The 12,422-nt window shown below is 47.5% G+C and carries 9 protein-coding genes; all 9 read right to left on the bottom strand.

All coding sequences use genetic code 11. The features are described from left to right. A partial coding sequence (locus tag EPO18_RS03050) for a two-component system response regulator (protein ID WP_292430351.1) occupies window positions 1–2,344 on the bottom strand: 2,344 nt, incomplete at its 3' end. A gap of 213 nt (window positions 2,345–2,557) precedes the next feature. After that, the gene (locus EPO18_RS03045; protein WP_292430349.1) at window positions 2,558–3,151 is read right to left on the bottom strand and encodes a chemotaxis protein CheB; all 594 of its coding nucleotides are present in this window, start codon (window positions 3,149–3,151) and stop codon (window positions 2,558–2,560) included. A gap of 18 nt (window positions 3,152–3,169) precedes the next feature. Beyond that, window positions 3,170–4,000, bottom strand: a complete 831-nt coding sequence (locus EPO18_RS03040) for a CheR family methyltransferase (RefSeq protein WP_292430346.1) — start codon at window positions 3,998–4,000, stop codon at window positions 3,170–3,172. Between the two features lie 4 nt (window positions 4,001–4,004). Beyond that, window positions 4,005–7,625, bottom strand: a complete 3,621-nt coding sequence (locus tag EPO18_RS03035; RefSeq protein WP_292430343.1) for a response regulator — start codon at window positions 7,623–7,625, stop codon at window positions 4,005–4,007. Between the two features lie 369 nt (window positions 7,626–7,994). Next, complete coding sequence (locus EPO18_RS03030; RefSeq protein WP_292430340.1) at window positions 7,995–8,219, bottom strand: FeoC-like transcriptional regulator; 225 nt, start codon at window positions 8,217–8,219, stop codon at window positions 7,995–7,997. Beyond that, window positions 8,206–10,581, bottom strand: coding sequence for a Fe(2+) transporter permease subunit FeoB (gene feoB, locus EPO18_RS03025; RefSeq protein ID WP_292430338.1), 2,376 nt, complete (start codon window positions 10,579–10,581; stop codon window positions 8,206–8,208). The genes EPO18_RS03030 and feoB overlap by 14 nt, the downstream gene beginning before the upstream one ends. Further along, entirely contained in the window at window positions 10,581–10,814 is a 234-nt protein-coding gene (locus EPO18_RS03020; RefSeq protein ID WP_292430355.1) for a FeoA family protein, read from the bottom strand. The genes feoB and EPO18_RS03020 overlap by 1 nt, the downstream gene beginning before the upstream one ends. Window positions 10,815–11,169: 355 nt before the next feature. Beyond that, window positions 11,170–11,484, bottom strand: coding sequence for an H-NS histone family protein (locus EPO18_RS03015; protein WP_292430336.1), 315 nt, complete (start codon window positions 11,482–11,484; stop codon window positions 11,170–11,172). A gap of 89 nt (window positions 11,485–11,573) precedes the next feature. Then, window positions 11,574–12,314, bottom strand: coding sequence for a DUF2914 domain-containing protein (locus EPO18_RS03010; protein ID WP_292430333.1), 741 nt, complete (start codon window positions 12,312–12,314; stop codon window positions 11,574–11,576). Between the last annotated feature and the right edge of the window lie 108 nt (window positions 12,315–12,422).

Raw genomic sequence — 12,422 nt, 5'->3', positions numbered from 1 at the left:
GTTCGTGTGCCATGACGATGATTGCCGTGCAGAGCGCCATGTTTTTAGAGCCTGGCGTCAGATCGAAAACGAATGCCTGATCGATTTTGAGGTAATCGATGTCGAGTTTCTGTAGATAAGTCAGACACGAATAGCCTGTGCCGAAATCATCTATGGCTACTTGTATGCCCGCATCGCGAAAAACCAACAGTTTGTCTTTTGTGGAGTTGCTGGCGTCCAGTAATAAACCCTCGGTAATTTCTATAACGATACATTCCCCAGGCAAGCCCCGTTCGCTAAGTTGATCCAGCCATACGTCGCGGGACAGGCCTCTGCCGCTAAATTGCACCGGAGATTTATTGATGCTGATTTGAAATTCAGCACAATACGACGCACGCCATTGCGCAACCTGATCGGCTGCCATCCGAAACACCCAGTCGCCGATTTCGATGATCATGCCGGTTTCTTCGGCAATGGGAATAAAGGCTGCCGGACTAATAAGACCGTATTCCGGGTGCTGCCAGCGGATCAGCGCTTCCGCCTTGCGGATGTCGCCGGTTGCCATATCCACGATAGGCTGGTAATAAAGCTGAAACTGGTTATTGGCTAGTGCTATACGCAAATCATTGGCGATGCGCATGCGTTTCTGTACAGCTTCCTGCATTGCGGGAGTGAAATAGTGGTAACGGTTGCGGCCTTGATCCTTGGCTGCATACATCGCTTGATCGGCATTTTTCAGCAGTTCATCGAAAGTGGAGGCATCGTCCGGGTAAAAGGTAATGCCGATGCTGGCCGATATATGAACAAGTTTGTTGTCTAAGGAGAAAGGCTGGACGAGTTTGTGTAGGATAGCCTCTGCAACAACTTCAACATTTTTTTGGTATTGCTCATCCAGATTGGTCAATATAACGATAAATTCATCTCCTCCCAGACGCGCCACGGTATCGGTTTCGCGTACACAAGCACGTAACCGTTGCGTGACTTCCTTGAGCAAAACATCGCCCATATCATGCCCAAGAGTGTCATTGACAGCCTTGAATTCATCAAGATCAAGGAACATCAGCGCCAACAGCGAATTATTGCGATGGGCTTTCTTCATTTCCTGTTCCAGCCGATCATGAAACATGCTCCGGTTAGGCAGGCCGGTCAGGATATCGAAGTTGGCTTGCTGCCAGATAAGTTCTTCCGAGGCTTTTTTCTGAGTAATATCGGAAAATAGTGCAACTCGCCGGTGGGGAGCGCCTTCCTCGTTGTAGATGGTGTTGATGGTAAGTCTTTCGGCAAATATTTCGCCGTTTTTACGCCGGTTCCAGATTTCTCCTTCCCAATGGCCGGTAGTATTAAGATCGTTCCACATGGCTTGGTAAAACGCCGCGTCATGCCGGCCCGACTGGAGAATTTTGGGAGTTTTGCCGATAACTTCTTCCTGAACGTACCCGGTCAGTGCGACAAAGGACGGATTGATGCTGATGATAGTTCCATCTTTATCGGTAATCGTCATGCCTTCGCTGCTGTTTTGGAATACCAGCGAGGCCAGCCGCATTTCTTCCTCGGCCCGCTTGCGTTCCGTCATATCCACGGCCATGGTAATGGCCAGCCGCCGTCCGTCGGGCAACGGCGCCAACGGCCCGCTACGTATGTCCCAAATCAGCTGGGTGCCATAGGCGGTACGCACATTATACTCGCCCAGGATGCTCCAGTTATCTTGGGTGAACTGGCGTTCGATGACTCGCTGCATCTCCTCCAGCTTATCTTCCCCATAGGCTTTTACGAGCCAATCCTTGATTGTGCCTATATCATGGATGGTATAGCCGGTCAGTTCCGTCCATATCCGGTTGAGCAACACTATTTCGCCATCCTCGGTACGCAGCATGATAGGAACCGGCGCATCGGTCAAAGCTTGGCGGAAACGCACTTCGTTTTCCAATGAAGCAATCCGCATGGCTTCACTACGTAACAGTTCGCGCCGGGCTACCTGACGATTGTTATAGAGTTCGATAAAAATCTCCACCTTGGACAACAAAATCAAATCGTCCACTGGTTTTTGTATGTAATCGACAGCGCCGGCCTTGTAACCTAATAGTTGATGTTCATGATCCTCATAAGTCGCAGTGACAAAGATGATAGGCGTATCTTGGGTGGCCGGTTCCTCCTTTAACAACCGGGCAACCTCGTAACCATCCATGCCGGGCATGTCGACGTCCAACAGCGCCAATGCGAAATCGTGATTGATACAATAAGCCAATGCCTCATTACCTGAATTTGCTTCAACCACGTCACAACTTAAGCGGTTGAGCAGCTTGCGTAATGCAATGAGGTTAAAACGATTGTCGTCGACAATCAGAATTTTCGGTTTTTCAAACATCGCTCGATTCAAACCATAGAAATTTTAAAAAATATTCGTAACTACTCAGCATTTAGAAAAATGGAACGCAGATGACGCTGATAATTATGATTAAATAAGATTTTACTGCGTTCATCATACTCATCCGCGTCGCCTAGAGGCGCCTACTTTTGGCGTCTGCGTTCCATTGCATTTGAGAACGCTGAGTAGTTACGAATAACAATTTTCTAAGTGTTATATCCGGCTAAGTATTTCCCCGGCCAAATCATTCAGTTGCAAAACTTTGTCGACAGCACCGGTAGCGATAGCGGCTTTGGGCATGGTATCGGCATAAGCGCCGACCGGGTCTTGAACCAAGGTAACTCCTCCAGCTTCCTTAATAGATTTCAAACCTTGAGCACCATCACAGTTGGCTCCGGTGAGAATCAAGCCAAACAGCCGCTCACCATAAGCGTCGGCTGCCGACTGGAACAACACATCAATGGATGGTCTTACAAAGCATACGCGCTCATCCACAGACAGCGCGAAGGTGCGGTTCGTCTCAATCAGCAAATGATAGTCGGGCGGCGCAACATATACCTGTCCTGATAAAGCGGACTCCCGTTCTTGCGCTTCGCTGACAGGCAAGCGGCAGGTCTTGGCAAGGAGGGACGGCAACAGGTTGTCGCCGCCGGGAGCAGTATGGGCCACGATAATCACTGTAGCCGGAAACCCTATCGGCAATCCCCCCAATACTACGCGTAAAGCATCCAAGCCTCCCGCCGAACAACCGATAACCACTGCTTCGATATTTTGGCTACCGGGCTGACATCTTTCGTTTTTATGCAAAATAGAAGCCCGCATTATCTAGGACAGGATTCCCTGATTATGAAAAATCATGCATTCCTGATTGTGAACAGTAAATATATGCTGCGCTTCAACAGCGCGCAGGCTTTCACGGGTGCCGAGACAAAGAAAGCCATTACGAACCAAGCTCTTATGAAACAAATTGAGCACCCGTTTTTGCAACTCATCATTAAAATAGATAAGAACATTGCGGCACAAAATAAGCTGAACTTCGCAAAAAACGCCGTCTGAAACCAAGTTATGGTGAGCAAAAACAATTTTTTGCCGCAAATGCTCATGGATACGGAAAAATTCATCATTAGCAATGTAATAATCGGAGAACATGGCTTTGCCCCCGGCGCTTTTATAGTTTCTTTCGTATTCCGCCAAATTACGCATAGGAAAAATGCCGTCTTCGGCTTTATGCAAAACGATGTCGTTAATATCCGTCGCGTAAATTTGCGTCCGTTCCAGCAATCCTTCCTCTTCCAGCATAATGACCAGCGAAAAAACTTCCTCGCCGGTAGCGCATCCTGCCTGCCAGACGTTAATGCGCGGATAGGTTTTCAGCAGCGGCAGCACCGTTTCCCGCAAAGTTTTAAACACCGGCGGGTCACGGAACATTGCGCTAACTGGAACCGACAGCTGGGAAATCACCTCGGCTAAATAATCCTCTTCATGCAACAGTCTTGGAATCAGCTCCGCCACGCTTTGGCATTGTGCCGACGCCAGCCCCAACACGCGCCGTTTTATCGAGGCTTTGGCATAATTGCCGAAATCATAACCATGCCGCTGAAGCAAAGCATCCAAGAAAAGGCTGATTTCAATATCCTGAATTTTAGATTCTTCCATTAGCTCAGGCCGACAGGCATTGGCGCATCATCGCCACCAAATTATCGATGTCCACCGGTTTGGACAAATAATCGTTGGCGCCCGCGTCCAGGCACTTATCCCTATCCCCCAACATAGCCTTGGCGGTGAGGGCGATGATCGGCAACGTTTGAAATTGCGCTTGCTTACGGATTTCGCGAATGGCCGTATAACCGTCCATGCCGGGCATCATGATGTCCATGAGCACCAAGTCAATATCCGCTTTTTCTTCCAACTGGCTGATCGCCTTGCGGCCATCCTGAGCCATCAACACATTCAAGCCTTTGGCGCGCAACACCTTGGACAAAGCAAAGGTATTGCGCATATCATCATCCACAATCAGCACGGTACGCCCGGCAAGGCCTTCATCTTTATCATGCAGCTTGCGCAACATTTGTTGCTGTGCAGCAGGCAGACTGGAATGGACACTGTGGAGGAACAGCGTCACTTCGTCGAGTAAACGCTCCGGCGAACGGGCGCCCTTGATGACCACGCTATCGGTATATTCACGTAACGCCAGGGTGTCCTGCTCGGACAAGTCGCAACCGGAATAGACAATGACCGGCGGCATGATCAGGTGCTTGCGCGCGCATTCTTTCAATAGGCCTAAACCGCTGATACCCGGCAACCCCAAATCCAAAATCATGCAATCGAACTGCTCACCGTTTTCCAACCGGATCAAAGCGGCTTCGCCGCTCGTTTCCGCAACGATTTCGGCGTTGGCGCTACCCAACAACGAAGACACCGCCTTATGGGTTCCCTTATCGTCATCGACCAGCAGTATCCGCCGGTCGCTGGAAGAAGCGAAGTGCCGTATACGATCGAAGGCGTTTTCGATCTGCACCTTACTGACCGGCTTAGTAAAATAGCCCACCGCGCCCATCTCCAAGCCTCGTTGTCCGGAGTCGGTCGCAGACATAAAATGCACCGGGATGTGGCGGGTTTCGGGTTGCTGTTTCAAGCGTTCCATCACCGTCCAGCCGTCCATACGTGGCAAGCCCACATCCAGCACTATGCCTGTGGGACTATAACGTTTGGCCAGCTCCAGCCCAATGACGCCATCACCCGCGACCAGACACTTAAAACCGCGCTTTCTGGATAAGTCCCGAACAATTTTGGCGAAAGCATCGTCATCCTCAATGACCAGAATCGTTTCGTCCTTCGGCGTGATGTTGTCGCGATCGTCTTCGATTTTCTGTTGCGTAACAAAAAAGGAAGCAATAGTGCTTGGGACTGTCGTTGGTTCCGGCGATGCCGGAGTCGCTTCAACCGGTTTGTCGGTTGTCCCAACTGGCGGCGTCAAAGGCAGGAGCAGACTGAAAGTACTGCCCTTGCCTTCGGTGCTGGCGATATTGATGTCGCCCCCTAAAAACTGGGCCAACCTGCGCGATATAGTCAGTCCCAAGCCTGTGCCGCCATAGGAACGAGTTGAACTGCCATCGACTTGTTCGAAGGCCTGGAAGACCGACTCGATCTTGTCGTCAGGTATGCCGATGCCGGTGTCGCAGACTTTTATTTCAATCGCCCTGTCAGGTGAAAAACCTGCTTTGGCAAGAGCAGCTGTTGTCGGCCGTTTGATAGTAACGGCGACACTGCCTTGCTCGGTAAACTTGATAGCGTTGCCCACCAGATTATTGATAATCTGATCCAACTTACCGGAGTCGCCGAGCAGTAACTCCGGTAAATCGGCATCAATCGTCACCTTTAACTCTAAACCTTTAGTTTCCGCCAGCAATCGGAAACGTTGCAACAATGAGGCGGCGAATTGTTTCAGATCAATGTCGGCGGGAGCAATTTCCATCTTTCCGGCTTCCACCTTGGACAAATCAAGGATGTCGTTGATCAAGCGCAGCAAAGACATGCCGCTTTCGTGAATAACATCCGCCGATTCCACCTGATCCGCCGTCAGGTTATTTTCTTCGTTATCCCGTAAGGAACGGGCAAGAATCAAAAGACTGTTGAGCGGTGTGCGCAGCTCATGCGACATATTGGCCAGAAACTCGGATTTATAACGGCTGGCGGTATCGCGCTCCAAGGCGCGCTTGTCCGCTTCGACCCGTGCCTGCTCCAGCAGTTTGGTTTGCTCTTCCAGGCCTCGGCTCTTTTCCTCCAACTCTTCATTGGTGGCCTGTAGTTCCTCTCGCTGCGCCCGCAACTCCTCTTCCGAGGCGCGCAGTTCCTCAGTTTGTTGTTGCAAAGTGTCGGTTTTGCGGCGAAGTTCTTCGTTGACCGTTTGGAGCTGATCACTTTGTGCACGCAGTTCCTCTTCAGACGCCCTCAATTCCTCCGACTGTTGCTGTGTTTGCGTCAACAACTGCTGAGTGCGATTGTTACGATCGAGGATTTCCAGGTTAAGGGCAATGTTAGGCAACATTTCGTCGATCAGGGCTTGCTGGTCTGTGGTGAATGGCAGGAATGCACCGATCTCAATCACCGCCAACACCTTGTTCATGGACAGCACGGGAACCACTAAAATAGTGTTCGGCGGCGCTTCGCCAATGCCTGAAACAATACGGGCATAGTCGTCGGGCACCTCGGTGAGAATAATAGCCTTGCGCTCCAACGCGCATTGCCCCACCAGTCCTTCGCCCAGCTTGAAGGCGCTTCCTAAATGGCGGCGTTTCTTCAGTCCGTAGCTACCCAACAGCTCCAAGCTCTCGTTAGCATCGTTCCACAAATAAAAGGCTCCTGCCCCTCCGCCCAGTTGCGGAACCAGTGCGTTTATCGCTTGCTGCGCCAAATCCAGGGACGTTGTGGCGGTTTGCAATAATGTGTTCAATTGCGACTGCGTCGATTTAAGCCAGCGCTTACTTTCCAGCCTTACAGCCGCCTCTTTGAATACTTGAACCGCCCGGGCCATGGCCGCTAACTCTGAGCTTCCCTTCTGGAATGGAATTTCCACAGACAAATCGCCTGCCGCTAAGTCGGTCATGCGCCGACGCAGCACTTCCAGCGGTTTAACAATGCTATGGGTGATGAACCAAGTAACTAATATGCCTAAAATAACCAGCGCTGCCATAGTGACCGACAAACGCGTTATGGCCATTTTCCTCTCTGCATCGGCGGTTTCCCGGAACGAATTGGCCTTGGCCCGGGCAAAACCAAGAACGTCTTGAAATTTGTTCTCGGTTTCCAGCGCAAAACGCCGTCGTTCCGAGTCAGACTTGGCGATGGCTTCTAACTGGCCCCCAGACCGCTCGAGTATCATTGCCTCATCGCGCAGCCGCCGCCAATCGGACAGTGCGCGCTTCAACTGAATAACATCTTCAGCAGGTCCCAAATATTGGGAACGTATTACTTCCAAATGCGCATCCAGTTCTTGATCCATTTTGGCTATATTACGCATCAGAGCTTCAGGTTCTTCCTTGCGATCAGGCCTAATCAACTCCCTGATGTCGCGCTGAATGGTCAGCACATTAGTTTTGCCCTGCTGCGCTTCGTCGATGACCTTCAGCGGATGATCATTGATATGGTTCATCAAGATAGTCAGGGTAGTGATGCTCTGCAATGCCATTCCGCCCAGCAAGACGACCAACAGCAACAGCAAACCGAAACCTAAAAACAAGCGCGAGGAGATTTTTAGATTGTTAACCAGGAATTGGTACATATTGGCAAATCCATGAGTGTTGTCAGAACGGATCGCCCCTACGATAACGATTCGCAAGTTTCAAGCGAACGTTTCAATCTTCTTGGAGCTAAATAATTAAGCCCTTATGTTAGGGGATATGTAAGAATACTTAACTTTAGCATGAGCATATTAAATGTCACAAAGATTTTGACTGACAGATGTCAGTAAAAAGCTATATTCTGTTTAGAGGGAGGGTATTATTTACAATATGGAACGCATATTTTGCAATGCTGGTGATTTTTTTTGGATATTTCCATATCCGCGGATTTTCAAAATTCTAAAATCTATAAATTCAATTACAACAATATCCTTCGTTTTTATCCAAATATTAAAATGATGAGCAGAATTTCACTCATCAACCCATTCATAAATCTCTGTTAAAGAGGCGTCACACTGGCAGCAACTGGTGCCGCAAGATGCAGTCAACGGCAATTTACGCACTTTGCCTTTGCTGATCCATTTGTCCAGCATGCCTCGCAGGGCATCGGCATCGATGTTGAAGTGAATGATTAAATCCGCCAATGCAACCCTGCGCTGCTCCTTTAAATAGGATTTCAGATCAGACAGGATCACTTAAAGACTCCCGGTTTTGCTTTACTCCCGCCGCCGCATCGCTGTTTTTACCGAACAACCACAGACCGAGTAATACGGCGAAAAATGCAATGATTAATCCTGCTATCCAGACTAATGAATAGCCAGAATGCAGGCTATAGGTCAGCGTTTGGTAAAAGATTGTTGCGGTCATGTAGGCAATGCCGGTCGTCCAGAACACCACAAATAAAGTCCAGTTTAAGTTGGTTTCACGATAGATTGCAGCAGTTGCCGCGACGCATGGAGCATACAGTAAAATAAATAACAAATAGGCGAAAGCCCCTGATTTGCCGTCAAAGCTTTGCTGCATCGCGGCAAAGGTGCCGGTGTTGACTTCCTGCTCGGTGGCCGCCGCCGCCATATCATCGACAGTACCGATATTCAGGCCCAAAGGATCTAATAGGTTGTCTGCGACGTCTTGCAGGTTTTTTGGCACGGTTAAACAGGCATCGATTAAAGCCTGCTCAAGGTTGAACGGCGCTTTGTCCGCGTTTGAACCGGCCGATCCAAGCTGGCTATATAAGGCGTCCAAAGTTCCTACTACCGCTTCTTTAGCTAAGACGCCGGTAAAAATCCCAACTGTTGCAGGCCAGTTGTCTTTTTCTATGCCCATCGGTTTAAACGCCGGGGTCAGACTGCGGCCGATCTCACTTAATACCGATTTATTGCTGTTTTCCTGGCCGAATGTACCGTCTGTGCCTAGTGCATTAAGAAAATTCAGCACTAACACCATCGGTACGATAACTTTGCCCGCATTGAACAAAAACGATTTAAGCCGGTCCCAGGTTCTGATAAAAACGCCGCGCAGTGTGGGCATATGGTAGGCGGGCAATTCCATAATAAAAGGGGCTGATTCTCCTTTAAATAGGGTATGGCGCATGATTAAACCGGTCAGAACCGCGACCGCAATACCCAATAAATACAAGCCGAACACCAGGTTCTGTCCCCCAACAGGAAAAAACGCGGCAGCAAATAAGGCATAAACCGGCAATCTGGCTCCGCAGGACATGAACGGATTCATCAGGTTGGTCAATATCCTGTCTCGCTGGCTTTCCAGTGTACGTGTCGCCATAATCGCAGGAACGTTGCAACCGAAACCGACAATCATCGGTACGAAAGATTTGCCGGGCAAGCCGATCATGCGCATGAATCTATCCATCACGAAAGCAGCTCTGGCCATGTAACCGGAGTCCTCCAGCGCCGATAAAAACATAAACAAGAAGCCGACGATGGGGATAAATGTTGCGACCACCTGAATGCCGCCGCCTATGCCATTGGTGATTAATACAATAAACCATTGCGGCCAATTTAGGTTGGTGAGCACGAGGCTTAGTCCATCGACCAATAAAGCGCCTACGGATTGATCGAAAAAATCGACGAAAGCGCTGCCGATATTGATGGTGAACATGAACATCGCGTACATGACCAGAAGAAAAACCGGGATGCCTAAAAAACGATTCAAGACGATGCTGTCGATCTTGTCTGTCGTATGGCGGCTTATTTCATTTAATTTGCAGACTGCACCACCGGCTAATTCATTGACGAACCCGTAGCGGGCGTCGGCGGCGAGAATGTCTATTTCATCATCGGTTTCCATTTCTACCCGGCGCTGTAGTTGCACAGCTGTCTGTAGAGGCGAATTTACTTGCTCTTGGGCGACTGAAGCCGCCTCTACGATCTGTTTGGCCAGGGTATCGTCTTCCAGCAAGCGGACGGCCAGCCAGCGCAGATCGCAATGATGTTGTTGCGCGGCTTCAACCAGCAATGGAGAAATGTCATTAATGGCTTGCTCTAGAGCAGGAGCATAACCGATTTTTAGTGCAGGTATCGGCTTGATGACAGCAGCGCTATTGATTGCCGCCTTTAATGTTCCGATACCGTTCTTGGCTGAGGCAATAATCGGAATAACCGGACAACCTAGGAATTGTTCAAGAAAATCGACATCGATTTTAATGCCGCGTTGTTTAACGGCATCCATCATGTTAAGCACTAAAATCATCGGCACCCGCATCTCAATAAGTTGCGAGGTCAAATACAAATTTCGTTCCAGATTGGAAGCATCGACAATATTAATGATTAAATCGGCCTGCTTGGAGGCAACATAATCGCGCGCTACTTTTTCATCTAAAGAGACTTGGTCGTCGGCGGCTTCTAATGAATAGGTACCAGGTAGATCGACTAATTTGATAAGTTTATGATCAAAGCTGTATTCGCCGGTTTTTTTTTCGACCGTAACGCCGGGCCAGTTGCCAACATGCTGTTTTGCGCCGGTCAGCGCATTAAATAAAGTAGTCTTGCCGCAATTCGGATTGCCTACAACGCCAACTGTAAAATCAGTTTTCATCAGAGTTTCTCTATCAACAATATTGCCGCTTCATCCTTACGCAGGGTTAATGAAAATCCACGCAGTTTAATTTCAACCGGATCTCCCATCGGTGCAAAACGAGTAATGCTAAACTCGGTTCCCGGCGTCAAGCCCATAGCCAGCAAGCGTTTTCGATAAGCTTTGCCGGATTGTTCAAAACCGACTACTTTTCCCGTATCGCCGGCAATCAGGTTTTTTAAGCTTATTGCCATAAACCAAATATCGAAATAATGTGCATTAAAACCAACCGCTCTAAAAGTTATCAACAATCATTCTCATTAAGAGGAACTATATCATAGAATTGATTGGCGTCTTGTGTATTTTTAGAGGGATGTTTTCATTGACAGCAATAAACTGACAATTGTAAAAATTGCACCTTGTTCCCAGACGGAGATGCATGACTTTTTTATGAATGCAATGTGAAGTATCCGCGATTAACAAACTTTAACCGGGATAAGAGAACAGGCGCCTAAATTCGGTAAATCAATCTAAAAGCATGGAAACGGCAGCGCGCCGATTTAACTCAGCGTTTCCATGCGAGTGCATTGTTTAGATATATTCCAAACGCTAGACTTCAAACTCAGAGCGATCATGCCCCGCACTCAACAATTCCTGCATCCATTTAGGCGCCACACCACGACCAGTCCATGTCTGGTTTTGATCCTTGGGGTGACGATATTTAATGGCGACTTTTGCCCCTTTACGGCCAGGTTTCTTTTCTGGCTCATGAATTTCTACAACAACGTCAATAGACGCTGCTAACTCTTTAATCTGCGTTATAACTTCTTTACGCTTATTAGCCTGTTTATTTTTTAATGCTTTTTCTGCGCTTTCGATGACAGCTTGTAATTCACGTTCAGAAAGATTTTGATATTCAGTCATTTGTCAGCCCTCAAAATAAGAAAGAATAAAATAAATAATATCATTAATTAAATTACAAATATATTGAATATTCAATAGCAATTATATAATTATTCAACCTTAAAATTTTTTTCATTTAATAATCGGCCATTTTTATCAACTAGTCTTACAGCCCAGTTACCTCGTTCAGAATTAGACAATAATTTGCGGCTTGAAGTGCGCCATGAGTCGCTGGATACGACCAACTCCTGCTTGGAAACAACTGCGCCATTTTTTAACCATTCATGATAAACTTTATTACCTTTCATGGCATTTAACTCAGTAAAGTAATAAACCCATATTGGTTTATTATGCTCAACATCTACACTACGCCCTATTTCGCCAGCGGGCTCTTTATTATTAATTTTATAAGTTAATATTGCTCTCGGCACATTATGAGCAGCTTTTGAAATAATAACTTTTTCATTGGACGGTTTTTTTATAACTTTATTAATCGGCATATCGGCAGTTTTTTTATAAGACTCTTTTTTCTGCTTAACCGAAGAGTTGGTTTTTTCAATTTCCTGTTTGGGTATAGCCAGATTTTTAGTTTCAATATCTTTAACCGCAACTTGTGGCGTTACCGGTTTATCTATAGCATTAACCATAATTGCAGCATTATCTACTTCGGCCTTTTGCTCATCATTACTAATAATATATATAAGTAAGATTAACATCAGAACCAGTACACTGACGGCAATCAATATCCTTTTAACATTCCATTCCGTTACCATCTTTGGCGTCGAATCTATTGCTGCTTTTCCAGATACCGGATATTTAACTTTAATTACAATATTTCGTTTGTCCGTCATAAAATCATACCGACCCTATTTTTTAAGTGAAAACATCTTGGTTGCCTTTCCTGGCAAAACACTGCATATTTTAGGCAGAAAGTGCGTTAAATCTTGGTATATACTACT

The sequence above is a fragment of the Methylobacter sp. genome (assembly GCF_004322395.1).
Lineage (GTDB): Bacteria > Pseudomonadota > Gammaproteobacteria > Methylococcales > Methylomonadaceae > Methylobacter_A.
This window is presented reverse-complemented; position numbering and strand designations above follow the sequence as displayed.

Bases quoted from the DNA above. Each gene is read 5' to 3' on its own strand.
- feoB (WP_292430338.1), bottom strand. From the start codon at position 10,581: ATGAAAACTGATTTTACAGTTGGCGTTGTAGGCAATCCGAATTGCGGC.
- EPO18_RS03040 (WP_292430346.1), bottom strand. From the start codon at position 4,000: ATGGAAGAATCTAAAATTCAGGATATTGAAATCAGCCTTTTCTTGGAT.
- EPO18_RS03015 (WP_292430336.1), bottom strand. From the start codon at position 11,484: ATGACTGAATATCAAAATCTTTCTGAACGTGAATTACAAGCTGTCATC.
- EPO18_RS03020 (WP_292430355.1), bottom strand. From the start codon at position 10,814: ATGGCAATAAGCTTAAAAAACCTGATTGCCGGCGATACGGGAAAAGTA.
- EPO18_RS03035 (WP_292430343.1), bottom strand. From the start codon at position 7,625: ATGTACCAATTCCTGGTTAACAATCTAAAAATCTCCTCGCGCTTGTTT.
- EPO18_RS03010 (WP_292430333.1), bottom strand. From the start codon at position 12,314: ATGACGGACAAACGAAATATTGTAATTAAAGTTAAATATCCGGTATCT.